Annotated in this window: 30 protein-coding genes; 15 read left to right on the plus strand and 15 right to left on the minus strand. The window is 66.0% G+C overall.

Going from position 1 to position 26,059, the window contains the following annotated elements; all coding sequences use genetic code 11:
* The first annotated feature begins 205 nt into the window (after positions 1-205).
* From V1227_RS20950 to V1227_RS20960, 3 genes are all read left to right on the plus strand, one after another.
* On the plus strand, positions 206-430 hold the full coding sequence (locus tag V1227_RS20950; RefSeq protein ID WP_329787282.1) for a hypothetical protein: 225 nt from the start codon (positions 206-208) through the stop codon (positions 428-430).
* A 77-nt stretch (positions 431-507) separates the two neighbouring features.
* Entirely contained in the window at positions 508-1,380 is an 873-nt protein-coding gene (locus V1227_RS20955; protein WP_329787283.1) for a DUF5753 domain-containing protein, read from the plus strand.
* A 40-nt stretch (positions 1,381-1,420) separates the two neighbouring features.
* Entirely contained in the window at positions 1,421-2,299 is an 879-nt protein-coding gene (locus V1227_RS20960; RefSeq protein ID WP_329787284.1) for a DUF5753 domain-containing protein, read from the plus strand.
* A gap of 187 nt (positions 2,300-2,486) precedes the next feature.
* On the opposite strand, the gene V1227_RS20965 is transcribed toward V1227_RS20960, so the two are convergent.
* From V1227_RS20965 to V1227_RS20985, 5 genes are read right to left on the minus strand one after another with little or no spacing between them, the layout of a single operon-like run.
* Positions 2,487-4,643: an FtsK/SpoIIIE domain-containing protein gene (locus V1227_RS20965; RefSeq protein WP_329787285.1), complete on the minus strand. Its 2,157-nt coding sequence runs from the start codon at positions 4,641-4,643 to the stop codon at positions 2,487-2,489.
* Positions 4,636-5,460, minus strand: a complete 825-nt coding sequence (locus tag V1227_RS20970) for a hypothetical protein (protein ID WP_329787286.1) — start codon at positions 5,458-5,460, stop codon at positions 4,636-4,638. Before V1227_RS20970 ends, V1227_RS20965 begins: the two co-directional genes overlap by 8 nt.
* Positions 5,457-5,783 carry a hypothetical protein gene (locus V1227_RS20975; protein WP_329787287.1) on the minus strand — a complete coding sequence of 109 codons (327 nt, stop codon included), beginning with the start codon at positions 5,781-5,783 and terminating at the stop codon, positions 5,457-5,459. Before V1227_RS20975 ends, V1227_RS20970 begins: the two co-directional genes overlap by 4 nt.
* A complete protein-coding gene (locus tag V1227_RS20980) occupies positions 5,780-6,121 on the minus strand; it encodes a WhiB family transcriptional regulator (protein WP_329787288.1) in 342 nt (113 codons plus the stop codon). Before V1227_RS20980 ends, V1227_RS20975 begins: the two co-directional genes overlap by 4 nt.
* Positions 6,115-6,390, minus strand: a complete 276-nt coding sequence (locus V1227_RS20985) for a helix-turn-helix domain-containing protein (protein WP_329787289.1) — start codon at positions 6,388-6,390, stop codon at positions 6,115-6,117. Before V1227_RS20985 ends, V1227_RS20980 begins: the two co-directional genes overlap by 7 nt.
* A gap of 170 nt (positions 6,391-6,560) precedes the next feature.
* Here V1227_RS20985 and V1227_RS20990 point away from each other — a divergent pair, with 170 nt between their 5' ends.
* The 3 genes from V1227_RS20990 (at position 6,561) to V1227_RS21000 (ending at position 8,199) form a co-directional block, all read left to right on the plus strand.
* Complete coding sequence (locus tag V1227_RS20990) at positions 6,561-6,986, plus strand: helix-turn-helix domain-containing protein (RefSeq protein WP_329787290.1); 426 nt, start codon at positions 6,561-6,563, stop codon at positions 6,984-6,986.
* A gap of 144 nt (positions 6,987-7,130) precedes the next feature.
* Positions 7,131-7,802, plus strand: a complete 672-nt coding sequence (locus V1227_RS20995) for an NUDIX hydrolase (protein ID WP_329794071.1) — start codon at positions 7,131-7,133, stop codon at positions 7,800-7,802.
* A complete protein-coding gene (locus tag V1227_RS21000; protein ID WP_329787291.1) occupies positions 7,783-8,199 on the plus strand; it encodes an NUDIX hydrolase in 417 nt (138 codons plus the stop codon). The genes V1227_RS20995 and V1227_RS21000 overlap by 20 nt, the downstream gene beginning before the upstream one ends.
* A gap of 945 nt (positions 8,200-9,144) precedes the next feature.
* Here V1227_RS21000 and V1227_RS21005 read toward each other — a convergent pair.
* The 4 genes from V1227_RS21005 to V1227_RS21020 form a co-directional block, all read right to left on the minus strand.
* Positions 9,145-10,878: a DUF262 domain-containing protein gene (locus tag V1227_RS21005; protein ID WP_329787292.1), complete on the minus strand. Its 1,734-nt coding sequence runs from the start codon at positions 10,876-10,878 to the stop codon at positions 9,145-9,147.
* A gap of 422 nt (positions 10,879-11,300) precedes the next feature.
* On the minus strand, positions 11,301-11,834 hold the full coding sequence (locus V1227_RS21010) for a nucleoside-diphosphate kinase (protein WP_329787293.1): 534 nt from the start codon (positions 11,832-11,834) through the stop codon (positions 11,301-11,303).
* A gap of 93 nt (positions 11,835-11,927) precedes the next feature.
* Positions 11,928-12,101 (minus strand): hypothetical protein, encoded by a 174-nt coding sequence (locus tag V1227_RS21015; protein WP_329787294.1) that lies wholly within the window; start codon positions 12,099-12,101, stop codon positions 11,928-11,930.
* Positions 12,102-12,601: 500 nt separating this feature from the next.
* Positions 12,602-14,203 (minus strand): HNH endonuclease, encoded by a 1,602-nt coding sequence (locus V1227_RS21020; protein WP_329787295.1) that lies wholly within the window; start codon positions 14,201-14,203, stop codon positions 12,602-12,604.
* A gap of 119 nt (positions 14,204-14,322) precedes the next feature.
* On the opposite strand from V1227_RS21020, the gene V1227_RS21025 reads away from it, so the two are divergent.
* Positions 14,323-14,706: a hypothetical protein gene (locus V1227_RS21025; protein WP_329787296.1), complete on the plus strand. Its 384-nt coding sequence runs from the start codon at positions 14,323-14,325 to the stop codon at positions 14,704-14,706.
* Here V1227_RS21025 and V1227_RS21030 read toward each other — a convergent pair.
* Positions 14,682-15,485, minus strand: coding sequence for an NAD(P)H-binding protein (locus V1227_RS21030; RefSeq protein ID WP_329787297.1), 804 nt, complete (start codon positions 15,483-15,485; stop codon positions 14,682-14,684). The genes V1227_RS21025 and V1227_RS21030 overlap by 25 nt on opposite strands.
* An 88-nt stretch (positions 15,486-15,573) precedes the next feature.
* On the opposite strand from V1227_RS21030, the gene V1227_RS21035 reads away from it, so the two are divergent.
* A complete protein-coding gene (locus V1227_RS21035; RefSeq protein ID WP_329787298.1) occupies positions 15,574-16,335 on the plus strand; it encodes an AraC family transcriptional regulator in 762 nt (253 codons plus the stop codon).
* A 56-nt stretch (positions 16,336-16,391) separates the two neighbouring features.
* Here V1227_RS21035 and V1227_RS21040 read toward each other — a convergent pair whose 3' ends face one another.
* The gene (locus V1227_RS21040) at positions 16,392-17,171 is read right to left on the minus strand and encodes a DUF3152 domain-containing protein (protein WP_329787299.1); all 780 of its coding nucleotides are present in this window, start codon (positions 17,169-17,171) and stop codon (positions 16,392-16,394) included.
* A gap of 80 nt (positions 17,172-17,251) precedes the next feature.
* On the opposite strand from V1227_RS21040, the gene V1227_RS21045 reads away from it, so the two are divergent.
* Both V1227_RS21045 and V1227_RS21050 read left to right on the plus strand, forming a co-directional pair.
* On the plus strand, positions 17,252-17,917 hold the full coding sequence (locus V1227_RS21045; RefSeq protein WP_329787300.1) for a response regulator transcription factor: 666 nt from the start codon (positions 17,252-17,254) through the stop codon (positions 17,915-17,917).
* Positions 17,914-19,626: a sensor histidine kinase gene (locus V1227_RS21050; protein WP_329787301.1), complete on the plus strand. Its 1,713-nt coding sequence runs from the start codon at positions 17,914-17,916 to the stop codon at positions 19,624-19,626. Before V1227_RS21045 ends, V1227_RS21050 begins: the two co-directional genes overlap by 4 nt.
* On the opposite strand, the gene V1227_RS21055 is transcribed toward V1227_RS21050, so the two are convergent.
* Entirely contained in the window at positions 19,610-20,422 is an 813-nt protein-coding gene (locus V1227_RS21055; protein WP_329787302.1) for an NAD(P)/FAD-dependent oxidoreductase, read from the minus strand. The two genes, V1227_RS21050 and V1227_RS21055, sit on opposite strands and share 17 nt — an antisense overlap.
* 50 nt (positions 20,423-20,472) lie before the next feature.
* Between V1227_RS21055 and V1227_RS21060 the strand changes: the two genes are divergently transcribed.
* Positions 20,473-21,033, plus strand: coding sequence for a helix-turn-helix domain-containing protein (locus tag V1227_RS21060; protein WP_329787303.1), 561 nt, complete (start codon positions 20,473-20,475; stop codon positions 21,031-21,033).
* 7 nt (positions 21,034-21,040) lie between these two features.
* Positions 21,041-21,310 (plus strand): DUF2277 domain-containing protein, encoded by a 270-nt coding sequence (locus V1227_RS21065; protein ID WP_329787304.1) that lies wholly within the window; start codon positions 21,041-21,043, stop codon positions 21,308-21,310.
* On the opposite strand, the gene V1227_RS21070 is transcribed toward V1227_RS21065, so the two are convergent.
* Positions 21,307-21,450, minus strand: a complete 144-nt coding sequence (locus V1227_RS21070) for a hypothetical protein (RefSeq protein WP_329787305.1) — start codon at positions 21,448-21,450, stop codon at positions 21,307-21,309. The genes V1227_RS21065 and V1227_RS21070 overlap by 4 nt on opposite strands.
* 428 nt (positions 21,451-21,878) lie before the next feature.
* On the opposite strand from V1227_RS21070, the gene V1227_RS21075 reads away from it, so the two are divergent.
* Together V1227_RS21075 and V1227_RS21080 are read left to right on the plus strand one after the other, a co-directional pair.
* Positions 21,879-22,529 carry a hypothetical protein gene (locus V1227_RS21075; protein WP_329787306.1) on the plus strand — a complete coding sequence of 217 codons (651 nt, stop codon included), beginning with the start codon at positions 21,879-21,881 and terminating at the stop codon, positions 22,527-22,529.
* Positions 22,530-22,866: 337 nt separating this feature from the next.
* Positions 22,867-23,007, plus strand: coding sequence for a hypothetical protein (locus V1227_RS21080; RefSeq protein WP_329787307.1), 141 nt, complete (start codon positions 22,867-22,869; stop codon positions 23,005-23,007).
* 44 nt (positions 23,008-23,051) lie between these two features.
* Here the strand turns inward: V1227_RS21080 and V1227_RS21085 are convergent, their stop codons facing one another.
* Positions 23,052-23,702: an HNH endonuclease family protein gene (locus tag V1227_RS21085; protein WP_329787308.1), complete on the minus strand. Its 651-nt coding sequence runs from the start codon at positions 23,700-23,702 to the stop codon at positions 23,052-23,054.
* A gap of 63 nt (positions 23,703-23,765) precedes the next feature.
* On the minus strand, positions 23,766-24,713 hold the full coding sequence (locus V1227_RS21090) for a methionyl-tRNA formyltransferase (protein ID WP_329787309.1): 948 nt from the start codon (positions 24,711-24,713) through the stop codon (positions 23,766-23,768).
* A 93-nt stretch (positions 24,714-24,806) separates the two neighbouring features.
* Here V1227_RS21090 and V1227_RS21095 point away from each other — a divergent pair, with 93 nt between their 5' ends.
* The gene (locus V1227_RS21095; protein WP_329794072.1) at positions 24,807-26,057 is read left to right on the plus strand and encodes a lysine N(6)-hydroxylase/L-ornithine N(5)-oxygenase family protein; all 1,251 of its coding nucleotides are present in this window, start codon (positions 24,807-24,809) and stop codon (positions 26,055-26,057) included.
* Positions 26,058-26,059 lie beyond the last annotated feature (2 nt).

Raw genomic sequence — 26,059 nt, forward strand, 5'->3', positions numbered from 1 at the left:
GCCTGCGCCGTGGAGAGGTCGGCGAGACACAGCGGGTGTGCCACCTCGTTCCGGCGCCACCTGACGACGAGATTCCGACATCGCTCACGGCGTACTGCGGTCTTGTGATCATGCCTGGTGCGGCGGAACTACTTCCCGCCCCGGACGGCATGCCGTGCGTCGGCTGTCTCTTCCGCAGCCCTCTGGCTCCGGCCAAGGAGATCCGATGAACGTTGCGCGACAGTTCCGGCTAGCGCCGCTGACCGACGAGATGCTGACGCGGGTTCAGCGGTACGCGAACCTCTCGCCGGACGAGGCATTGGAAGTGCTGGTCAGGTACGGCTTCGTCGCGTACCGGATGACGGTGCTCCACCAGTTCGGCATGGATCCGAACCTCGGTTCACTCCTCGACCTCCCGGCAGGTCCGGACGGAGACCACCAGCCCGGTTGAGGGCTGGTGCGGGAGCCGACGCGACGCGCGCAGTCGCGTCGGCTTCCTTCATCGCACTTCACGGAGCGAGTCAAACGATGCCGAAGAACTTCAAGTCCAGCCTTCAGAACCGTGCTGTTGCTCGCGCGGTTGCGTTGTGGCGGCAGGAAAGCGGCTTGAGCCTGTCCGAAGTGAGCAAGCGTGTGCACTGGTCGTCGGCCAAGACGTCGATCATGCAGAACGGGCTGACGCCGATCACCGATGCCGATGTGATGGCGCTTGCTCTCGCGCACGGGATCGACGATGGGCGGCGTGAACCGGTGTTCTGGGGAGCACAGCGAGCGCGTGATCCACTCAGGTTCGATCTGCTGACCGGTGGCACGGTGCCGTGTGTCGAGTGGACCTATGACGAGGTGGAGTCCGAGGCGAACTACGTGCGGGTGGTGGCGTTGGACGTCTTACCGCCGTTGGTCCGCACGCCGGAGTACTCGGGTGCGATCGGCCGTGAACAGGTCGGGGCAGTGTCCGAGCAGGGGCATCGTCGCTATCCCGACGGCCATCGTGCGCAGATGTTGCGGCACTTGACGGATGGGGTCTCGCTGCGGATGGACGTTGTGCTGGGAGCGGCGGTGTTGAGACGGCCAGTGGGTGGCCCGTTGGTGATGGCGGACCAGTTGTTCCAGCTGGCGGCGTTCGCCGAGCTTGACGGCGCGCGGGTGTTCCTCGTGCCCGACGAGGTGGGCGCCTTCGCGGGGATGACGTCGTTCTCCCTGCTGTCGTTCCGTCAGCCGCAGTTCGACGACGTGGTGCACCTCGACCACCTGCACGGGAATGCGTGGCTGGAAAGCGAGGCTGAGCGGCGGCCCTACACAGACACCTTCAGGCGGCTGATGGATGTGGTGCTTCCGACAGCCGAGACGTCGGAGCAGATCGTGCAGGCCGCGCAGCGGTTCAAGGACGCCGCGTCCTGATCAGGTTGTGTCACAAGGGAACCAGTGCAAGGAACCGGGTATGACAAGAAGGTTCTCGACCGCGCGTGGTCGTGAGTTCGGCGTGGGTATGCGTGCGGCACTTGAGGGTGCCAGCCTGACGGGGAACGCTGCCGCCAGGATGCTGGACTGGGACCCGTCCAAGGTCTCAAACCTGCTGAACGGCAAGGGTGGCGTCAGTCAGCTCGAAGTCGCCGTGCTGCTGGGGATGTGCCGGGTCAACGCCGGCGAACTCGCCCGTCTGCTAACGCTTCACCAGGACACGCACATCCGGGGCTGGTGGCAGCAGCACGGCAGGTGCGCCCCCGTCCGGCTGCACACGGTGGTCGAACACCTGAAGGTGGCCCGGACGCTGACGAGCTGGCACACGCACATGGTGCCGCTGTTCTTGCAGACGGCTCACTACATGCGTGAGGTACTGCTCGCCTCCTCGACGGTGCCGCAGGACGAGGTACTGGACCGGGTACAGGCACAGCTTGCGATGCAGGACGTGCTTCGGCTCAGCCGGACGAAGTGCACCTTTTTCATCCACGAGCTGGCATTGCACCTGCGGATCGGCGGTGCTGAGGTCTACGTCGGGCAGTTGTTGCACCTATTGTCCATGTCGGCCTGGAAGAACGTCAGCATCCGGATCGTGCCTGCGGCGTTGGGGGCGCACGCAGGTCTCGCGGGGTCGTTCACGCACCTGACCCTGGATACGTACGAGCCGCTGGTGTGGGTGGCTACCGAGAACTCCAGCTTGTTCGACGAGACACCGGACGCGGTCGAGGGCTACGACAACGTCGTTCGCGCTCTCGATGACACGAGCTGGGACGAGGAGACGTCCACAGCTTTCATCGCCAGCCTGTGTGACGGCCTGCCGCTGCCCGACGCTGACGTGCCGCTTCCGCCTCTCGCGTAGACACCACCGTGTGCCGCGCCGTCTCTCGGGATGGCGCAGCACACGGCTGTTTCTGGGCAGTTGTGACGGGTTATCCGTCACGCGTCACACCCGTCACGGCGGCCCATTTCCGCTGGTCATCGGTGGTTCGATACCCGTCACAGGGCGTGTGACGGGTGACGCGGCCAGTGGGACGGGTTGTGACAGGTCAGCGGCCATCGTCGATCACCTCCGCCTCGACCACAGCAGCGCGGCGGACACGCTCGACCGCCGCACGGATGTCCGCCACGTCGTAGCCGCGCACCTGCCTCACTCCGTCGTCTGTGGTCACTCGGTCACGCGTCGGGCGACAGCCGAACCCCGCCATGTCCAGACCGAACCCCTTCGGCTCGACACCCAGTGCCTCCACGAGTTCGGCCGTCGGCACGAAGTCCCGCCCATCGTCGTCAGCGAGGTAGTCCACGACGGACGCCAGCGGTTCCGGCAACTCGACCTCCGCCACGCGTTCCGCCTCGACTGGTGCGGGTGCACCTCCGGCGATCGCCCTTGCCACTGCCGCGTGATCGAGCCTCGCCGGTGTGGTCTGCCCTGCAGCGTGGCCGGTGAGGGTTCCTTCCTGTTCGCGTAGTGCTCGGCCTTGTGCGCAGATTTCGCGCCAATCTTCGTTGGGCATGTAGAACGTGCGCACCGTCAGCGCCAATACGTCTGCACCGGCCTGGGTCTCGCCGTCCGGGCGCAGGATGCCCACACCCTTGTGAGAAGGCAGCAGACGACTGGAGTCGTAGCCTCGGGTGTTCATCTGCTCCCCGAGGATGATGTTGCTGTCGCGCCAGTCCATGACCCGCAGCGCGAACCGTGATCCGAGCACCGCCCGCAGGCCGGACGGGATGGTCTTGCCGTCCGGCCGCTGTGTCGCCAGCAGGAGGATCACTCCGGCCGCCGGTGCCTTCTTGGCGAGCCACATCAGCAGCTCGCCGCAGTACTCCCCGGCCGTGAGCTTCTTGCCCTGCACCTCCACCGGTGTGCGGTCCTCCAACGGGATCTGGACCTCGTCCACGACCAGGGCGGTGATCGGCATGCCCAACGCGATGTCGCGGGACATCGCCGGCGTGACCTTCGACTCCGGGCACGTGAGGTCGTCGAGCTCCTGCATCCGCCGATACCGGGCCTGCACGTCGGCCACGAGCTCCACGAGCCAGTCCACGAACCTCAGCACGTGCTCGGAGTCATCCCCGGCCATGAACCGGTGCGCCACCTGCTCGGCTGCCTTCCAGTCCTTTCCGTTCTTGAAGTCGGCGACGTAGAGCCGCACATGCGGATCCAAGATCAAACCCGCGGCGGCAAGCCGTTCGGCCATCGTCTTACCTTGCCTGGGGATCGCACCGATCAGCAGCGACGTCCACACCAACGGCAGGTCGATCCTGCCCCCACGCGCATCCGTGCCGAACGGCACCGGCCGCCACGCATCCCACCGCTGCACAGCCAGCAGCGGAGTCCGCGTCGGCGGAGCACTGTAGGGGTCCTCATCCGCAACCCACAGCGCCACGCGGCCCGCGTGCCCGCCGCTGCCCCGGACCCGTTCCACGTTGAGCTGGATCTCGTCCACGGCGAGCGCGGACGCCAGCGCGTCGCGGTTCTTCACGACGTCCACGGCCTTGCGGGTGGCGGGCAGATCGACGGTGACCGCCCACCCTTCGCCCTGCCGCGTCGCGCGGTGAACCAGGCGCAGCGTCTCGTCCTTCCCGATGAGCTTCGCGTCCCGGAACGCGTCCACGAGCACCTGCGGGTCCATCGTCCACGTCAGCGTGCGCGGTCCAGCGAGCACCGGCCGCCGCCCAGGACTGCCGTCCTTCCGACGGCCCAGCACCGCCAGCGCGACCGCAGTGACCGCTCCGGCGAACCACAGCGGGCTCTGCCCGTAGAGCAACCACAGCACCAGACCCACCGTCGGTACGACGGCTGCCACGGCCCCGGTGACCTTCCACCGGAACAGGGTGAGCGCGCGAATGTCACCGAACTTGTCCGCAAGCTTCTCCGATTGCTCGGCAGCTTCGCGGTAGTCCCGCACCGTTACCCACGACCGCCACCACCGCACCGCGACCACCAGCCCACGCACCACCGCGCCCACGAACCGGAACGGAGAACGCAGCACCGCCACGACAACATCCTTCGCGACCTGCACCGCGTGAACACGGTCCTTCGCCCACAACGGCACACGCGGTGAACGCCGCCACCCGTTCACGAACCACCGCCACCACGACACGCGCGGAGACGGGGACATGCCGTTCACGAACTCGCCTTCGAGCACCTGCCGCACGGGCAGCGCCTGGTCCACGCCGGCAAGTTCCTGACCGTGATCAGTCATCGGAACCACCGCCCACCTCAGCAAGCAGCGCGGCCGACAGCCGAGACGACAGACCACGCGAGCAACCAGTGACACCACGGACCCACGCCGGACTCACCACGACACCAGGCGACCACTGCTCACGCGCCCGCTCCAGGTAATCCTCAAACGACACTCGCCGCTGCGCCTTCCTGCTGTGTCGCAGAGGCTTCGCAGGTTCATGAACAGCCACCGCGGGTGAATCCGCGGTGACCTGTACGGCCCGTGTGGACGCTTCCGTGAACGCCGCCGACACCGCCTCCGTGAGCTTGTCCCGCAGGTCCGTCACCGCCTCCGCCGCGACGAACACCACAAGCGGAGGAACCGAGTGCAGCACCACACCCGACACCGATCCGGCCGCCCACGAGTGCCAGGTGTTCATGACGTAGGTGGCGGCGAGCGTGAACCACTTCGCCCGTCGCGTCCACGCACCCGTCCGCACCCGGTACCGAGCGGTCACCTGCTCAGCCCGCAGGATCGCCAGCAACACCAGCGACACCGTTGGGTCGAGCAACCACGCCGCCAGCCACGGCAGCGACCACGCCGGCGTACCCGCCGCCGCGAACGACTGCACGTTGATCATCGTGAACCCGAGACCCAGCACGATCCCCGACCAGCACAACCGGTCCACCTGAGCGCGCACCCGCTCGACCCGCAACGCGATCACATCCGGATGCGTCGCGTACGCCCGCAGCTCCGCCGCCTCCGCCGCATCAGCAGCCAGCCTCTCGGCAGCCGGGGCGGCGGGTGGCCGCCCGAAGGCGACCACCCCTTCCCGAACCCTGATCGGCGTCCTCATCGCCGCTCACCCCGACGGGGACCCTCGTGCGTGGTGATCGTGAGCGCCCTCGTCAGCGTGTACGCCGCGAACAACGCGGGCAGACCCAGCACCACGAGCAACAGCGTCACGTCGCCCCGATGCGTGATCACCGCCCACTGCACACTCACGATCGCACCGGCCATCACCAGCACCCGCCCGGTCAAGGAGAGCAACCGAGCACCGGCACGTGCCGCGTTCGCCGCTGCCTTCGCCCGCCGAGCACTCGCCCGCCAGACCCACAGCAGCACCACGACCACACCCACCACCGCGAGCATCTGCGTCGGAGTCAGGTCGATCGTCACGACGACCCACCACCCTCACGGCGAGCACGCCACACCCGGAACACCTCACGGCGATCCTCCTGCGACAGACCACCCCACACACCCACCGAGTCCTCACCGGCCGTACGCAGCTCCCACTCCAGACACACGCCCCGGACCGAGCAGCCCGCACACAACCGCGCAGCAGCCTCGCGGTCGCTGATCTCCTCCTGTTTCCACTCGGGACCGTCGCCGTCGGCCCACAACCACATGCACACGCCGTCCCGCGTCACGATCTCCAACAGCACCTCGTCCGGCACCTTCGCGTAGCGGTCCAACTCGGCCGCCACCACCTCGTAGTAGTCCTCCGGGTTCACCACGCACCCCCGGACTTCTGCGCGAACTCGCGGGCCGCGCGCCGCTCAGCGGCGATACGTGCGGGGTCGACGAGCCCACCGGTCGCCGTCGCCTCGTTCAGCAACTGCTCAAGCGCTGCGGCGGGAACGACGTAGCGGGTGCGCAACTGCACCGCCGGGAAGTCGCCTTCCCTGATCACTCGATAGAGGGTGGAAGGCGCGACCCGCAGAATCCGGGCGGCCTCTCTGACTGTGTAGAACGCCGGTCGGGCGTTCTCGGTCTTCTCGTTCATGGGATTGGTGCCCTTCTAAGCGATACTGGATAATTTCGACCAAAAGATCGGGATGATTTCATCCCATCCAGACACTAAGGGAGCCCAACCCGCAGCCACGTTCTCGATGTCCGGGCCGCGGAATTGCCCCCGCGCTACGCTCAGCAGCGAGGCGGAGCGCGGAGGAATACGTGGCGGACGACTGGAGCGCGGTCGCAAGAGCGATCAACCAGCGCATGACCGAACTCGGCATGAATCAGCGAGAACTCACGGAACGCTCGCAGGTGTCGAAAGCGATCGTCGGCGAACTCCAGAACAACACCGTTCAACGCCGCCGCAGTGAACGAACGCTCGAAGCTCTCTCCGTAGCTCTCGACTGGCACCCCAACCACTTGCAAGCCGTGCTGGGTGGCCGCATCCCGCCGCAGGTCGGGGAGCCTGCAGCCCGCGATGACGATGTCCTCGGCCGGCTGGCCGTCATCGAACATCAGTTGCGCGAAATCGTCGCCCGACTCGGCGGAATCGACGCTCTCACCGATCAGGTGCGAGAGGTCAGCGAGAACGTCGAAAAACTTGCTGGAAGCCTCGGAGTCGAGCGGAAACAACTCGGTCAGTAGGGGGTTCGAATGGCTGTTTCTCATGCCAATGAGTCAACGCTGAAAGCCGCGTACCAACCATGCATGTCCAGTGCAAGAACGATGCAAGCTCCATGCAACTCCAGTGAACTTCACCGGCGAGCGGCGGTGTAAGCCGTGGATCTCATGCGCGAGTGGACCGGCCGCACGGCGACCGCACTCCAGCGCGCACTACGCGAGTCCAACGAGACCTTCGCCGCCACGCTCGGCCTCTCTCCGCGCGCAGTGGCGAAGTGGCACGCGGAGCCAGACAGCCGGCCACGTCACGAGACACAGCAGCTGCTAGACCGCGTGCTTGAGCGGCTGTCGGCTGCTGAGCGGACACGGTTCACAATGGAGCTTGAGCCACAGGAGTCGAACAAGCAGCCACCGACCACGCCGGACAGCGGCCACGCGCTCCGCGTGGCGATCGCAGTGGTTGTGAATGACGGAAACGTGCTCATGGTGCAGCGCCGAGAAGATAACGGCTCTACGTCCTGGCAGTTCCCCGCCGGAATGATCAAGCCGCGCGCGTCAGCTGAGACCACGGCGATCCGTGAAACACTTTCCGAAACAGGCGTTCACTGCCGCGTGACACGACACCTTGGCAGCCGATTGCATCCAATCACTCAGGTGTACTGTGAGTACCTTCTCTGCGAGTACCTAGTCGGAGAGGCACAGAACATGGACGCAGTGGAAAACGTCAGCGTGATATGGGCGCCCAGCGACCGGCTTACCCGATTCATCCCTGCAGAGACAGTATTCCCTCCGATATTGGATGCCCTGGAGGTACGGAACAGTGAGCGAACAGACACCTGACGATCAGCGGCCACCGATTGCGGCCGCCGTAGTGATTCAGGATGGCGCGGTGCTACTCGTCAGGCGTCGAATTAAGGAAGGTAGCCTATCCTGGCAGTTTCCAGCCGGCGAGGTAGAGGCCGACGAGTCGCCAGAGAGCGCTGCCGCCCGTGAGGCAAACGAGGAAACCGGAATCACGGTCGTCAACGGTAAGAAGCTCGGCGAACGGGTCCACCCCAATACAGGTAGAACGATGATCTATGTCGCTTTCGATTCAGTCGAAGGCGAAGCCAGCGTTGTTGATGATGACGAGCTTGACTCGTTGGCTTGGGTCAAACACAGCGAACTGACGAGCTACGTTCCGTACCCATTCTTTGAGCCTGTTCAGCGACACCTCGACAGAATTTTGTCAAAATAAAAATAGTGGGCTCCGGCGTTGCGCGCACGCCGGATCCCACTACGAATACCAACCCTAATCGACCACTGGAATGATATGGCGTCAACCGTACACGAACGTGCCGCACAATCTGCACTGAACAAGATATTACGCGACTCTAGCAGCACCGCCGCTCTAATGAACTTCTATACTCGTCTTGCGGACGCAGAGTTAGAAGATCCAGTCGTTAGCGTATTCGGACAAATATACCAGCGACCATTCAATGAGTGGCCACTGCCTCAGATCGCAGCATACTTCCGGATGCACTGCGACATCGGCCGTGGGACGATAGCTCGCGCAACACTGCATGTTGACGAGTATCCATATCCAGACAGAGAACGCGACGCCAACGCAAAAGCTCTTAGCGATCTCCCCTTACCCTTTACCGCCAAAGTCGATCTATTACAGAAAGGCGCCGACCAGGACGGAATACTTACATGGGACTCACCGGTCATGCTGACAAAGGCCACAGGCGATCGAGTGTACGCCGGCTGCCTCAGGAATGGGTACGATCTTCTCTTAAGGACGTACGCTTTGCCAGCCATGTCCATACCGCTTGAGATTGGCCGCACCCTACCTAGTCGAACGCTTATGCACCTAATACTCGACGGTGCAGTTGCGCGCTGGCCTTATGGATCAGACGAAATAACCATACTAGTCAATCTTGAATATGGCTGCGGTCGCGACGAGACAAAAATGAGTGAAGTGATTCACAAACCGGTACTCATCACTTTCGGTACAGCTTCCGAATCTGACCAGGATTCCTAGAATGAGGCACCACCGACTGGCTCCGCATCGAGGCACGTAAGGGAAACCGTCCCGACTCACAGCATGTTTGCCAGGGCTCTAATCTATGTCACTGCTCCGGTGTCAGCCTAACACCGGAGCTTGACACAACAAGGGAACGAATTTCAGGCTGTGCGGGAACTAGCGAGTCGGGAAACGAGAAAAAAGCCTTCCCACTTCACGCGCCGGAACCTCAACCGTACTGGGTCCCTGTCGCTCGTACCACTTATCACGATAAGTTACAGGCTCAGAGGAAGCCCCCTTCACCGTAAGCAAAATGACTGTTCGCCCGTTGTACCGCGAAGGTCGCATGTCCCGAAGAACTTGCGATTTTACGTCAGGGTCGAGATCTGAGCTTTTGAACTTGCCGGATAGAAAGCTTTGGTAGCCGTCGACAGTACCACCGTGATGCAATAGCTCATGGTCGATTCCGGTTATATAGAATCCGTGTTCGCGCATCAGCGTCACGTTGTGAATCTGACGGACACGCTTTGCCGCCGCCTCATCATCTGCTACGCCAACGATGATGTATCCCACTGCATCCGGGCCGTCGCTGGCAATTGCGGTAATGGCGTGGAGGATTCGTTCAAATGAGCGTTCATCGAACTTCATTGAACTGTCGAGCAAGTGCAGGCCCTGTTTTAGCTCAAAAAGTGAGTGCTCAGCGAGCGCCGCTTGCAGAAGGCGGTGAATTCGAGACTCATTGGCCTCAAGCAGGACATCTCGCTTACCGTTAGCCGGAACGGTGGCCTTCTCAAGGTTGCCTACGACGTTGTTGACGTTGTCCCGCTTATTCTCCGCAGACCAAGTTCCACCACCGGAAGCAATCCTCAGCACGCGATCGCCAATACCATCAAGCGATTTGACCATCTTGGAATAATCTTCGATGACGCGGTCACGACGAATGAGGAGGTCATAGAGAGCAAGGAATATAGTCGAATAATACCGCGGAACTCGCTGACGAGAACTTTTAAAGATAAGCTTTGTGAACGTCTTACCGGATTCCTTCAGTATGGCCTCAAGCTCTCCATGAACGTACTCAAACCTTCGCTTGATCAGCTCGGGGTCTTCGCGTTGAATGGCCGCCTCAATACGTTCTCGCCTTTTGTCACCCGCATCACCAGACTTCAGTCCATAGTACTCATCAAGCACCTCGGAGTGATATCGAGGCATAGAATCGAGAACCATGCTTGCCAGGAGATCAGCGATGATTTCCTCATCACGGGATTCCCGAACCTGGTCCCTCTCCAAAATTCGGTGGTGGACCCAGAAAACATCCTCAATGTATACGCCAGTACCACCTTCATCCGTTGTAATACTAATCGCGGGCATGTTTCCCAGTTTGATGAGGCTTCGCACAGAAGCATCGCCTCGAACGAAGCAAGATACTTCGCGCACGAGATCCGCAAATGTCGACACTGCTCCTGCTTGACGAATCTCCTGACGCGACAAGTAGCGCCCATTGGAGTTAATTCGACGGAATACTTCTTCGATCAGGTCCTCACCTGGTGCCCTATACGTCGATATCGGAAGAACATAGTTAGCAATCCGTACACACTCGTTGCGGTCCAGGGCTGGCTGTTTCTGAACAAGGTCACCGTTGTCGCGGCGAAGCTTCGTCTCCGCAAGGGTCTCAAGATCGAAGTAGCCACCGTCGACTGAATACTCGTTCTCGATAAAGGAAAAAACCGCATTCAAGCGCTGCAATCCATCGATGAGTTCCAGAGCGACTTGACTCTCAAGCGTTCGCTCGGCGGTGAGGATCAGCGGAACCGGCAATTGTCTGCGCAGCGAGTCAATGAACGCCGCCTTCTCCGATGTCGACCAAACCAGCTTGCGTTGATAGCGACGATTAACCACAAAGGCGCCAGCCACGAAACTACTATAAAGTGTCTGTACGTTTTCCCCGCGGACTATTAGATTGCTGCTAAGCTCTGCCATCCTCATTACCTATCCACTAGATCAATACGTCCGCAAGGCGTCGCCGAACAACACCCGAGTGCAGCAGCTCCGGAATGGCGATGCCGCCAACCGAGGCTCGACTACTTACTACCTGCTCTAACTCTTCGGATGGAAGAGCCTCAAGAAGACTAACCGCGCACATCGCCCATTTCTTCGAGAGATCGAATCTGCGCCGACCACCCACGTCCTCGTTTCGGTAGCGGAAGGCTAGCGCATACGCGGTCTCGGCTGCCACACGCTTACTTGCGACGATTTCACAATGGAATGTCGAAATAAGCTCATCTAGCGATGCCAAGGATTCAGGATCGCCCGCCATCAAACCACTCCGCCTCAGATCAATAAGCGAACTTCTCGACGAGAGTTTCGTATTCGTGCTGTTCTGGAGCCGAGAACCAAAGCTTCACCTCATACTCCGCTTCTTCGGAGTTTCCAGAAGCGTGGACAAGATTCATCACTGCCTTGCCGTTCACTTCAGACGATGCCTTTGTCTGATGAGCAAAGTCGCCACGAACCGTGCCCGGCGGAGCCTGATCAGGGAAGGTGCCACCGATGATCTTCCGCACCTTGGCGACTGCTTCCACACCTTCGAGAGCCAATGCGATAACAGGGCCACTTTGCATAAATCCGGCGGTCGTGTTGTAGATGTCAGATCCCGCACGTTCTTCAAGGTCGAAATAGTGCTTGCGAGTGAACTCCGCATCCATGAGCTTCATCTTGACACCAACTATCTTCAGCGCAGCGTCTTCAAAGCGTGTGATGATGCGTCCCGCCAGCCCACGAGCAAGCGCATCAGGCTTCAACAGAACGAGAGTCCGCTCAACACCGAGATCCTGCGAGTCAAACATCCTTGCCCTTTCTGAGTCGGACATGTGACCCAGACCATACCGACTGCCGCAAGGAAAGGTGGCGGATCTCAGACCGCACCCCGCACAACGACACCCTGATCCACAAAGGACGATCAGCTACTGCCCCGCGTACACGGCTCCGGCGGCCAGGAGGCTGACCCCGGCGGCGATCAGGGCAGGCGTGCGGTTGCCCTGATCGCCGCCGGGATGCATGCCCTCGGACAGCCGGCGGCGGGCGCGCACGCGGACGTCGTCGGGGAGGGTCCGGGACTCGGGCAGCTGGTCGATCATCGGAGGTCCTAGCAGGTCGGGCAGACTCGGTGATGCCCAGCAGCGTGGCGGCGTCGGCGGTGGATAGGTCGCCGAGCAGGCAGAGCTGGGCGATCTCGCGTTCGGACTGCGGCAGCTTCGCGATCGCGGCGACGACGGCGGCCAGTCGGCGTTGGGCGTCGGTGCGGACGGCGACCTCGTCGGCGTGGTCGCGTTCGGGCTGCGGGGCGAGCTGGCCGACCAGCCGCAGCGCGCGGCGGGAGGCGCGCGCCATTCGGTGTGGTCCGTCGCGCCTGTCATCGTGGAGCCACTCGTGGAGCCAGCCACCGGAGAACGATGACCTCAAGTGGACACATGGGGCATGGCTCCTCAACAAAAGCGCAGGCAGATTCAGTAGAGAATATCGATTGCATCACTTCTAATCCCGAGGTCGCAGGTTCGAATCCTGCCAGGGGCGCTGGACTGAAGGGCCGCTGACCTGCACCGACAGGTCGGCGGCCTTCGTCGTTCCAGCCGGGTGCCTACATCCAGTTCGCGGTGACTGCGACGAAGTGGTCCGTGATCGCCTGCTTGCACGGGCCCACCGCGAACTCGGCGCCGTCGAACTTGGCGTAGTCCGGGTAGTCGCTCAGCGATGGGGCGAGAACCACGCGCCAGGTGGTGGGGTCGATCGCCAGAAGGCCGTTGTCGAAGAGCAGGTGCACGTCAGCGCGGAGCAGGACGCCCTCGTCCAGGTTGTGGGTCTCGTGTTCGGCGAAGCTGCGGAGGTGCGCCGCCTGCAGCACTTCGGCGGGGCAGGGGCCGGTGATCGCGCAGACGTGGCCGTAGTGCTGGACCAGTTTCTTCCTGAACTTGTCCTGGCCGTTTCGGGCCTTCGTCTTGCTTTCGCGCCGGCCTCCCCTGGGTGTCTCGTCGTCGGCACCGGCGCTTTCGTCCCGCTCTGTGATGGTGCGGCGTGCGGCCTTCACCTTGGTCGCGACACGTTCTTCCGCCACCTGCGAGGGCAGCGGCACGGCGACGCGAGCGAGCATCGCTTCCAGCTTGTCCACGTCCAAGGGGCGGATGGCGTTCTGCACCGCTTCGTCGGTGCACGCTTCCTTGAGCTCGTCGGCGGTGATGGCGCCGTCGAGCGCGCGCCAGGTGCCGCCGTAGTAGGCGACGTACTGGGTCACCTTGGTGGGCTTGGTTTCAGGCTGCTCGAACTCGTGGTGGCAGTCGTTGCGGCGGCAGCGGTAGCGGGGGCGTTGGACCTTGCGCTCGTCGAAGCGGCCGCCCAGGCAACGCGGGCAGACCTTCTGCTCCTTCGGCACGTCCTCCTGGTGGTCGATGCGGGAGATCCTGGCGACGCCGAGCACGTCCTCGCCGTCGCGGATGGCGATGACGTGGCCTTCGCGGAGTTGCTGGGAGCGGCCGACGTTGTTGTCGTAGACGTAGCTCGACCCCAGCACGTCCGGGTAGCCGGTGTTGCCGCCGTACTTCCGCTCGCCCTCTGCGGAGAACAAGGCCCAAGCCCTGGTTTCGTGTTGTGCTCGGATCGCGGCGGCCTGGCGGTGCATGTCGATCTCATTGGCCCTGAACTCGTCGATGACGACCTCGTCGAGGGCTCCGCCGCGGGTCTCCTTCTTGACGTAGTCCGGAAGGCTGGTCTGCAGGTCGTAGAGCTTGCGCTGGACGCTGTTGACCGAGCGGAAGTTGAGTCCGCGGTCCTGTGGGGCGTGGAACGGCAGCCGCTGCAGTAGCTGCGCCAGTTCCCGCACCGCCGGGTCGTTCGCTCGTTGCGCCACGCGGTTGTTCGAGAAGAGCTGCGAGCAGGCGAGGATCAGCTCCTCCCGCGTCCACTTGGGCGGCCGCAGTTCCTTGACCTCGAACCCCAGGCTCTTCAAGGTCTCGTTGACCGCGTCGTCGTCCGCGACGTCCGACGGCTGCAACGGCGCGCGATCAGGCAGGTGGCCGTGGGCAGCGGCGGCGATCACCCGCGTGCCGTACCGGCGGCCGCCGTCGGCGATCACGTAGTTGCGCAGCCGGTCGAAGCCGTGGTGGTCGCAGAACTCCGCCAACCCCATGCGGTCGTGTTCCGTCAGCGCCGTGCGCACCGCGTCTGCGGTGATGTCCCCAAGACCCACTTGGGAACGATTTCAACCAAACGCCGCCCAGACAGCCGCCATATGCAGCAATGGGAGGCCGAATGGCCTCGGACGCAGTGCAACGAACAACTGTGGACCCTCGGCTGAATAATCGGGTCGTGGACAAGACGCGGTTGGGCATCGGGCTGGTCGTTGGCGTTCTGGTGCTGCAGACGGTGGCCGGCCTGGTCTGGAGTGCCGACGCCACGCTGACCGGGATCGGGCTCGCCTTCAACGCCGTGGCCGCGGTGTCGGTGGTGCTGCTGGTGCGGCGGGGTGGGCGGGCGGCCTGGGCCGTTGCCGGGTGGTGTGCCGGGTTCTTCGGGTGGCACGTGGTGGGGCTTGGCGAGCTGGCCGGCTGGTGGACGACCGGGCTGGACGCCGCGTTCCTCGTGGGCGGCGGGTACCAGGTCTCGGTCGTCTACCAGGCGGTGCTGGCGACGGCCGCGGGGTTTGCCGTGCACCTGTTGTTGCCTCGTCAGGACCAGGTTTCTGCCACGTAGGCGTCGAAGCTGGTGGCCGGGCGGCCCAGGAGGGTCTCGAGATCGGTGGTCGGGGTGGCCAGCACGCCTGCTCGCATGCCCTCGTAGAGCATGTTCAGTTCGGTGACCACCTCGTCGGGGACGCCCTGGGCGCGCAGGTGCTGCGCGTACTCGTCCGGGGTCAGGCGGGTCAGGGTGGTGGTGCGGCCGGTGGCCGCGGAGATCTTGGCCAGCGCGGTGTCGAACGTGATGGGTTCCGGGCCGCTGAGGTCGTAGGTCCGGCCGTGGTGGTCGTCGGTGGTGAGGGCCAGGGCGGCCGCCTCGGCGATGTCGGCCACGTCGACGAACGGCTCCGGGGTGTCGTCGACCGGGAGGGACAGGGTGCCGGACTCGACCTCGGCCTGCCAGACCTCTTCGGAGAAGTTCTGGTTGAAGTTGTTGGCCCGCAGGATGGTCCACGTCGCCGTGCCGGCACGGAGCGCCGCTTCGGCGGCTCGCATGCCTTCGAAGAGGGCCGGTGGTGTCTCGTCGAGGCCCCGGCCGGAGAGCAGGACCAAGCGGCGGACGCCCGCGGTGGTGGCCAGGTCGGTGAACGGGGCCGCCGCTGCCGGGTCTTCCGGGGCGATCAGGTATACGGCGTCGGCGCCTTCGAGGAACGGCTTCCACGTGGTGGTGTCGTTCCAGTCGAAACCGGTGGAGCGGGAGGCCTTGCGGACGGTGACGCCGCGGGTCTCCAGGCTTCGGACCACCCGGCGGCCCGTCTTGCCGGTGGCGCCCACGACCAGGATCTCTTGTGTCATGGGGACAGCCAACCTCCACGGCCGGCGCCGCGACATGGGCGAGAGTTCATCGATGATGTTCGATCGTTCAGGCCGTATCTTGAGGAGCATGGAGCCGTTCGACGAACTGCTGCGCGGGATGCGCGCGGATGGCGCCGGGGTGCGCCGGACCGAGGTGGACGGGGCGGAGGTGTTCGGCGGGCTCACGTTGTGCGCGGTGGCTTCGGGTGAGGTCGAGGTGCGCGGTGAGGTCGCGAAGGCCGGGGACATCGTCGTGGTGCAGGGCGCTGTTGCCGTCGAGGGGCGGGCAACGGTCGTCAGTGGCACGTACGACGCCATGGGGGCGGTGGCCCGGCGCCTCGTTTCGATCCTGCCCGGAGCGCTGGTGGTGCCCGGGACCGAGGAGTGCGCGGCTTTCTACGAGAACATCGGCCTGGGTGGGCCCGGTGTGGTGGCGGACCGGTTCCTCGACTGGTTGATGGTGTGCGCCCTGCGGGACTGGTTCGACCGCGAGCACGGCGACGGGTGGCCGGCCGCCCTCGCCGACGAGGTGGTCGGGCCGGTTCTCCGCTCGATGCACTCCGATCCGGGACGGGCGTGGACGCTCGTCCTGCTGGCCAGGGAGGCCGGGGTGGCGCGGACGACGCTCGCCGGGCGGTTCGCCAGGCTGGTCGGGGTGCCGCCGCTGACCTACCTGACGCGGTGGCGGATGGCGTTGGCGGCCGACCTGCTGGCCGAGTCGGGGGCGACGGTGGCCTCGGTGGCGCGCAGGGTGGGGTACGCGGACGCGTTCGGGTTCAGCGCCGCCTTCAAGCGGGTGCACGGGTTCAGCCCGAGCGAGTGCCGCAGCCGGTGCGCCGCGAGCGCGTGACGTCCAGGTGCGCGGTTTGGTGAAGGCGGACCTCGACCACGGGCGCACACACCGAATCACGGGTACGGCCAACCGTTCGGCGCGCACACCTTCCCGTCCTGCGGGATGACGGCGCCCTGCGGCACGCCGCCGGTGATGCGGACGATCCCGTCGTTGGCCACGCTGAACGTCTGCTGCATCATCACCGGCGCCGGTCCGCCCGCCACGCCGCACGGCTGGTGCCCGTACCCGAACGCGTGACCGACCTCGTGGTTGACCACGTACCTCCGGTACGAGTCGAGGTCCGGCAGGAACGCGACCGCGCCGCGGAACCAGCGCGCGGCGCTCAGGAACACGAAGTTCCCGTCACGGCACGAGACGTCGACCGGGATCTCGAAGCCGCACACGGCCCGCGCGGTCTGCTGCGACGTCAGCCTGATGCGCAGCGAGGCCGCTCCCGAGACGCGTTGCACCGAACGGGCGCCGCGGGCCGTCCAGCCGCGCGGGTCGGCGAGCGTGGCGTCCACGAACGCCGAGAAGGCCTGCTCGTCCACGGTGATGCCGTTCTCCACCTCGACGGCGTAGGTGCGGAGCGGGCCGGTGCCGACGACCGGGCCGTTCCCCGGCACGACGTGGAACGTGCCCGCGCCGGCCACCGGGAACTCGGGGCCGTCGGGCAGGTCCGCGCTGGACGTGTACACACGCGGCGGCGGTGGCGGCGAAGAGGACGAGGCAACGGTGACGGGCGGGGCGGACGACGTCGGCGCGGTCGCGGGGGACGTCACCCCGGCCGGCTGGGCCGTCGTCAGCAGGATCGCGGTCAACGCGACCGCCGCCAGCACCAGGTGCGCCTTCATGGCGGCCACGCTGGCCGGAACTGATGAAGAACCTGTTTGCGTTCCGCTTGCCTGTCGTGAAGACCTGCATACTGCGCACCGTGTGTGCCCACATCCTCGTCGCCGAGGACAACGTTCACCAGGCTGAACTCGTCCGCCGGTACCTCGAGCACGACGGGCACTCGGTGGTGGTCGTCCACGACGGACGGGCGGCGATCGACGAGACGCGGCGCCGCAACCCCGACCTGCTGGTGCTGGACGTGATGATGCCGCTGGTCGACGGCATCGACGTGCTGCGCGCGGTCCGCACCGGGTCGGACGTGCCGATCGTGCTGCTCACCGCGCGGTCCACCGAGGACGACGTGCTGCTCGGGTTCGACCTGGGCGCGGACGACTACATCACCAAGCCGTTCCGGCCGAGGCAGATGGTGGCACGGGTGCGGACGATCCTGCGGCGCACCGGACGTGCGCGCGAGGCGAACGCGACGGTGCTCAAGGTCGGCGATCTGACCGTCGACCCGATCCGGCACGAGGTGCGCATCAAGGATGAGCTGGTGAGCCTCACGCCCGCCGAGTTCCGCTTGCTGGCCAAGATGGCCGCACAGCCGCAACGGGTGTTCACGCGCGAACAGCTGCTGGAGGACGGGTTCATCACCGCGCGCACGGTCGACGTGCACATGATGAAGCTGCGCCGCAAGATCGAGCGGGACTCGCGCCGTCCGGAACGCCTGCTGACCGTCTACGGCATCGGGTACAAGCTCGCATGAAAAGCCTGCTCGTCCGCTTCTTCCTGTTCTCGCTGGTGATCGCGGCCTGTTCGATCGCGGTCACGGCGTGGCTCGCGAGCCAGGCGACGACGGGCACGATCCGCCAGGAGCAGGGCGAGGCGCTCGAGACGGATGCGCAGATCCTGGACGAGCTGGTGCGCTACGCGGCCACGCACGAGGACTGGACGCGCTCGAAGGACGTCGTGGAGGTCATCGCGGCGAAGTACGGCCGCCGCATCGCCCTGACCGACGGCAACGGCAAGACCCTGGTGGACACCGGCCGGGAGAACGCGCCGCAGCTGCCGATCACCCCCAAGGCGCTCGTGGACCCGTTGAACGTCAACGGGAGGATCGACCCGAGAGCGGTGGGCCCGTTCAAGCTCACCGACGAGGAGCGCCGGAAGCTGCAGAGCTACGCGGACCAGCTCCTCGCGTGCACCGACAACAGGATCAACATCGTCATCGCGCCCAACGGGCGGCCGCGGTTGCCGAACCTCCGTCCCGGGGAGCTCTCGCTCTGGGAGGACTGCACGGTCGGCGATCGGCTGTACGTCCTCACCGCCACGGAGCTCGCAGCGTACGCGGAGCTGCACCGGTTGTTCTCGACGTGCGTCGACGCGCTGCCCGGGCCCCTGCCGTTCGGGTACAGGGCCCCCGCGCCGAAGTCGTTCGACTGGGAGGTGACCACCGTCAGCGGCGAGCCGCCGGAGGTCGTGGAGTGCATGGACGGCGCGCGGCGCGAGCAGCTCAGACCGCACGTCGCCGCACCGGTGCAGCTCTTCCTCACGGCGACCACCGGCGACGAGCCGCAGACGATCGACCTGTCCACGACCGGCACCACCCGGATCACGGTGGTGGCACTGGGGATCCTCGCGATCGCGGGCTTCGCGTCGTGGATCACGGCGACGCAGCTCGTGCGTCCGATCCGCGCGCTCACCGCCGCCACCAAGCGCACGGCCGAAGGCGACCGCACGGCACGTGTCGACGGCGGCGCGGGTGAGATCGGTGAGCTGGCGCGGTCGTTCAACGCCATGTCCGAGAAGCTCGCCGAGACCGAACGGCAGCGGCAGGCGATGGTGAGCGACGTCGCGCACGAGCTGCGCACGCCGTTGGGCAACATCACCGGCTGGCTGGAGGCGGCGCAGGACGGGCTCGCCGACCCGGACCCGCACCTGATCGGCATGCTGCTGGAGGAATCCCTTCTGCTGCAACGACTCGTGGACGACCTGCACGACCTCGCGCAGGCCGACGCGGGCACCCTGAAGCTGCACCCCGAGCCGATCGCGCTCGACGACGTCGTGGACCAGGTCGTCAACGCCCAGCAGAACCGCGACGTCCTGCTGCGGGCGGAGACGACGCCGGTGCACCTCACGGCGGACCCGGTGCGGCTGCGGCAGGCGCTCGGCAACCTCGTCGCGAACGCCGTCCGCTACACCCCGCCCGGTGGCGGGGTGGTCGTGAGGCTCTTCCGGTCGCAGGACAGCGCGGTCCTCGAGGTCGCCGACACCGGCACCGGCATCGCCCCGGACGACCTGCCGCACGTGTTCGACCGCTTCTGGCGAGCCGACAGGTCGCGCAGCCGCACCACGGGCGGCAGCGGGCTCGGGCTCGCCATCACGCGGCACCTGGTCGAGGCGCACGGCGGCACGGTGTCGGTGACGAGCGAGCCCGGCCGGGGCTCGACGTTCAGGATCAGCCTGCCGGCATGAGGCCCAGCAGGTCGACGTTGATCATCCCGGCCGCCTGGGCGCCCTGCGCGGCGGCGACGATCACGATGGCCGCCGGGTCCGTGACGTTGCCGGCCGCGTAGACGCCGGGAACGCTCGTGCGGCCCTTGGCGTCCGTGCGCACGAACTGGCCGGCCGGTGTTTCCACGGTTTCGGCGCCCAACGCCAAAAGGAACTCGTCGCGCGGTTTCACCGGCGCGGAGTACACGAGCGCATCGGCCGGCACCCGCCGGTCACCCGAGATCACCGCGACGAGCCGGTCGTCCTCGACCTCGACGCCGTCGACGGACGGGACGTGCGTGACGTCGTCCGACCACTGCCGGACCAGGGCGACCTTCATCTCCTCGCCGAAGACCACGAGCTTCTGGTCGCGGACCTCGTAGCCGTGGCAGTACGGGCAGCCGAAGACGTCACGGCCCCAGCGGTCGCGCAGGTTCTCCGGCACCTCGTCGACCAGGCCGGTCGCGAACAGCAGACGTCGAGCCCGCACCGTGCGGCCGGTCAGTTCGACGGCGAACCCGTCGTCGGTCCTGGTGACGCCGCGAACCTCGTCGTTGACGATCTCGCCGCCGTAGCCCTCGACCTCGGCACGCCCGTGCTTGAGAAGCTCCAACGGCGAGAGTCCGTCACGAGAGAGATAGTTGTGCATGTGCGCGGCCGGCTTGTTGCGCGGCTCGGCACCGTCGACCACGAGCACGCTGCGACGGGCCCGGGTCAGCATCAGAGCGGCGCTCAGCCCTGCCGCTCCCCCACCAATGATCACCACTTCGTAGTCCATGCTCCGAGGGTGCGGTCGACAGCCCGGTTTTGGCAAAGTAAGTTGCTGTTATGGCAACAACCGTGGGCCAGCGCCTGGCCGCCCTGCGCGCCGAGCACGACCTGACGCTGGCGGCGTTGTCCGAGATGACGGGCATTTCGAAGTCGACGCTGTCGCGTCTGGAGACGGATCAGCGCAAGCCGACGCTCGAGCTGCTGCTGCCGTTGTCGCGGACCTACCAGGTGACGCTGGACGACCTGGTCGGCGCACCCGAGGTCGGCGATCCGCGTGTCACGATGAAACCGCGCGAGCTCACCCACGGCCGCGTCGGCATCCCGCTGACGCGCTCCATCGGGCCGCTGCAGGCGTGGAAGCTGATCATCAGCGACGACCGGATGCACGAGCCGCAGGTGCACGAGGGCTACGAGTGGTTCTACGTGCTCAGCGGCCGGATCCGGCTGCGGCTCGGCGACCGGGAGGTCGTCCTGCGCGCCGGTGAGGTGGCGGAGTTCGACTGCCGCCAGCCGCACTCGCTGGGCAGCGCGGACGGCCGGCCGGCGGAGATCATCAGCCTGTTCGGCAAGCAGGGGGAACGCCTGCACACCCGCGCGGCGCCGCCGGACAGGTCATAGTGGGGGCATGTGCCGAAACATCCGCGTGCTCCACAACTTCGAACCGCCGGCCACCTCCGACGAGGTGCAGGCCGCGGCGCTGCAGTACGTGCGGAAGGTGAGCGGGGCGGCCAAGCCGTCCGCGGCGAACCAGGCCGCGTTCGACCAGGCGGTCGCGGCCGTGGCGGCGGCGACGCGGGAACTGCTGGACGCGCTGGTCACGACGGCGCCGCCCAAGGACCGCGAGGTGGAGGCCGCGAAGGCGAAGGCCAGGGCGGCTGAGCGCTACGCGCGCTAACGGCGGACGCGGGTGTCGAGGTACATGCAGATCAGCTTGGCCGCGACGCCCGCGGAGCCGACGATGAAGGCCTGGTCGGGCCCGAGAGTCACGGCGATGGCCCACAGCAGCAGCGCGATCAGCACGAGGATGACAGTCACCTGTGCCGCGTGCGGCCAGCTTCCCAGGTGGACGAGCCACCTCGCCGACTGCCGCGGCTGCGGAACCTCCACGTCACCCGCTCTATCGGGTGAACGCTCCGCTTTGACCGCCATCGTGCTCCTCCGCCGTGAATCCTCCGGACGGATCCATTCTCCTGAGTTGATCTTCTACGGAGTGTTACTCCACCGGGTCATGCGGTGAGCGTTGGGTGAGCGTCGGCGAACGGCAGACGAACGGTCATCAGCGTGATCGGTTGCCGGACCGTCACCGTCCGTTCACCGATTGCGACCCAGGTCGCAACCGTACGTGTCACCCAACCGAGTGATCCTCGACTCTGCGTAGCGGATGGGCCGTTCGGAGCAGGCCCGTTTTTGTCAGACCTCTCGGATAACGTCAGGTGAAGCTCGCGGTACGAGGGGAGAAAACGTTGCCGGACAACAACGTCAGCGTCACCGCACTGTCGTTCACCGAGTACGTCATGAGCGGTCAGCGTGGACGCATCAACATCGTGTCGGAACAGCGGGGGATGTACCTGGCCTCCGACACGCGGGTGTGCGGGTTCTACAACCCGATCCGCGACGCCATGCGCCGAGCGGTCAACTCGACCGAGCCGGAGATCGAGCTCAAGAAGGCGGTCATGAGCGCCAACCGCACGGGCCAGCCGCGGGCGTTCGAGGAGATCGCCGACGGCTTCCTGCCCTGGCTGGCGTCGTTCAAGGCGACCGGTGTGCCGGTGGAGGGGGCCACCTACCGCGCCGGTGAGCTGACCCTGAAGGTGCGGCCGCACCTCGGGCTGCGCAAGAAGGACGGGTCGACCTACGCGGTGCTCGTGCACACCAAGGAGGCGCCGCTGACCAGGGAGGCCGCGAACGTGGCGCTGCGGATCCTGCAGCACACGGTCGCGGACACGCTGCCCGGCGCCACGCCGATGGTGCTCGACGTGCGACGCGGCAAGGCCTACCAGATGCCGGCGCGGACGAACCTCGGCAAGCTCGACGTGCTGATCGCCGCCGAGGCCGTGGGGTACGTGACGCACTGGAAGCTGTCCGGCCTGTTCGAGTCCGTCCAGGTCGGCTAGGGAGACACCGTGTCGCGGAGCGCGGACCTCGTCGCGTTGCCGGGGTGGGAGCAGAAGCGCGAGCAGGAGCTGACCTGGGCCGGGGCCGAGGACTACGTGGGGTTCGCGTTCCCGGCCGACTACAGGGAACTCCTGTCTGCGGTCGGCGGTCGGCGGCGGGGTCTTCGACCACGTCGTCGCGGTGATCTCGCCGATCGCCGACGAGGACTCGCTCGACGACTTCACGACCGACGTGCACGCCGCCCCGGAAGGCCTCGTCCCGTGAGGGACGGCGGCCGAGGGCGGCTGCACCCTGTACCGGCGGGCCGACGGCCCACCCGACCGGTGGACGATCACGTTGTGCGACATCGAGTTCTCCGAGCAGGAGGACTACGACGGGCCGGTGTCCGCGTTCCTCCACGACCTGCTCACCGGGAAGGTCGTGAGCGGGCTCGTCGCGGCCACCCCGGCCCGCAAGCCCGCTTTCTGGCCGAGCTAGGCGCTGTCCCGCGAGTCTCATCCGCGACAGTCGCGGCCGAGGGCCTAGCAGGTCGCGAGCAACCCGGCGAGCGCGTCGTGCTCCGCCTGGTCGGCAGTCAGCTTGTAGTTGATCTTCACCGCGATCCAGTGCCGCGCGTACGTGCAGCCGTACGCGGCGACCGGCGGCTTCCACTTCGCCGGGTCCTGGTCGCCCTTGGAGCGGTTGGACTTCGCGGTCACCGCGATCAGCTGGATCCCGCCGAGGTCGTTGGCGAACGCCTTGCGCTGCTCGTCGGTCCACTTGTCGGCGCCGGAGCGCCAGGCCTCGGCGAGCGGCACGGTGTGGTCGATGTCGACCTCCCCACCGTCCTTGATCACCACGCCGTCGTAGACGCTGGTCCAGGTTCCCGACGTGGCCTTGCAGTCCTTGTCCGACTTTACGTCGACGCCCTGGCGCTGCAGCACGATCTCCCTGGTGTCGCAGGAGTTCCCCTGCGAGGCCCAGTGCGGGAAGCGGTCGCGGCTGTAGCCGGCCATCTTGCCCTCGGGCGCGATGACCAGTGCGGCGAGGTCGGACGAACCGGCCGGGGCGGACCCGGTGGGCGCGGGGGTGGTGGGCGGGTTCTCCTGCGGGGACTGGAGTTTCGTGAGGTACCAGCCCACCGCCACGAGCAGCAGGAAGACCACCAGTGACGTCACCGCCGCGCGATTCATGCGGCAATGATTAACCATGCGAATCACGGACCGGTCACCCGGCCCGTGATCCGCATGTCGCGGTTACGGGCGCGAGGTGAGGTAGCCGCCCATGTTCTTGAAGTACTCGTGCGCCTTGAGCTCCACGCCGTCGGCGGTGCGAACCTTCTTGACCAGCAACGCCTTGCTGCGGCCGCGGCGGGCCTCGGCTCCCGCGACGATCGCGACACCGTCACCCTCGCGGTAGAAGATCCGGCCGGGGGTGCCGCCGTAGACAGCGGAGGAGACGTCCGCCTCGATGATCTCCAGCCGCTGGCCGCGGTGGAAGCAGAACGCGCTCGGGTACGGCGCGCACTGCGCGCGCACCAGGCGGTCCAGCTCCTCGGCCGTCCAGGTGAAGTCGATGCGCAGGTCCTCCTCCGCGCGCTTGTGGAAGAACGAGGCCTGCGAACGGTCCTGCTTGGTGAAGTCCGTGCGGCCGGAGGCGATCTCGGCGAGGCCGTCGACGGTGATCGGGCCGAAGAGCTCCAGCGTCTTCTCGAACAGGACCGCGGTCGTGTCGCGCGGGCCGACCGGGACCGAGCGCTGCAGCACGATGTCGCCGGCGTCGAGCGTGTCGTCCATCATGTGGGCCGTCACGCCGACTTCCTTCTCGTCGTTGAGAAGCGCCCAGATCAACGGCGAGAAGCCCGCGTACTTCGGCAGCAGCGAGTCGTGCACGTTCAACGTGCCGTGCTTGGGCAGGGCGAAGACCTGCGGCGGGATCCAGGTGCGCCAGTTGCACGCGACGATCACGTCCGGCTCGGCGGCCTTGAGGGTGTCGAGCAGCTCCTGGTCCTCCGGACGCTCGCGGACGAGGACGTCGACGCCGTTCTCGCGCGCCAGGTCCTCGACCGAATCGCTCCAGACCTTCTCGTACGCACCCTCACCCTTCGGGTGGGTCACCACCAGGACGACCTCGTGCTCGGACGCCAAAAGTGCCTGCAGGGTGCGACGACCCCAGGTCTGGAACCCGAACATGACGACCCTCATGGGGGTGTCCTCCTTCACTCCGGTGCGTTACGGTCAGGCTAACCTAACTGACGGCTTGCCAAGGTAGCTTAGGCTGCCCTAAGTTCGGTGCTCATGCATCCGATCTACGACATCGTCGGTATCGGGTTCGGTCCCTCGAACCTGGCACTCGCCATCGCTCTGACCGAGCACAACGAGCAGGCCGAAACCCCCGTCACCGCGGTGTTCCTGGAACGCCAGCAGGCGTTCGGCTGGCATCGGGGCATGCTGCTCGACGACGCCACCATGCAGGTGTCCTTCCTCAAGGACCTGGTCACGATGAGGAACCCGGCCAGCCGCTTCTCGTTCCTGTGCTACCTGCGCGACCGCGGCCGGCTGATCGACTTCGTCAACCACAAGAACCTGTTCCCGCTGCGCGTCGAGTTCCACGACTACTTCGAGTGGGCGGCCGCGCAGGTCGACGACGTGGTCTCCTACGGCACCGAAGCCGTTGGCGTGGAAGCGATCCAGAACGACCTGTTCGAGGTGACGACGGCCACGGGTGACGTGTACCACGCCCGCAACCTCGTCTTCGCCACCGGACTGCGCCCGACCGTGCCCGAGGGCGTCGCGCTGTCGGACCGCGTGTGGCACAACAGCGAGTTCCTGCACCGCGTCGGCGAGCTCACCGACCCGAAGCGCTGCGTCGTCGTGGGCGCCGGGCAGAGCGCGGCGGAGGCCGTGGCGTACCTGCACCGCGAGTTCCCGCGTGCCGAGGTGTGCTCGGTGTTCTCCCGCTACGGCTACTCCCCCGCGGACGACAGCTCGTTCGCGAACCGGATCTTCGACCCCGAGGCCGTCGACCACTACTTCGACGCACCGGACGCCGTGAAGCGGCGGCTGATGGAGTACCACCGCAACACCAACTACTCCGTCGTGGACGTCGACCTGATCGCGCAGCTCTACCGCACCACGTACCGGGAGAAGGTGCTCGGCACCGAGCGCCTGAAGATGATGAAGATGACCCGGCTCGTCGCGGTCGAGGAGACCCGGGACGGCGCCCGCGCGGTGATCCAGTCGCTGGTCACCGGCGAGCAGGAGTTCGTCGACACCGACCTCGTGCTGCTCGCGACCGGGTACGACGAGGCCATGCCGATGCTCGGCTCGCTGGACGAGATGTGCGCACGGGACGAGGCCGGCCGTCTGGTCGTGGGCCGCGACTACCGCCTCCAGTCGCCGCTCAAGGGCGGCATCTACCTGCAGGGTGGCACCGAGCACTCGCACGGCATCACGTCGTCGTTGCTGTCGAACGTCGCGGTTCGATCGGGTGAAATCCTGGCTTCGGTGCTCACCCACACCCCTGTGCCGGTCCTCGCGACCGCGTAAGA

The sequence above is a fragment of the Lentzea sp. DG1S-22 genome (assembly GCF_036321065.1).
In the GTDB taxonomy this organism is placed as follows: domain Bacteria; phylum Actinomycetota; class Actinomycetes; order Mycobacteriales; family Pseudonocardiaceae; genus Lentzea; species Lentzea jiangxiensis.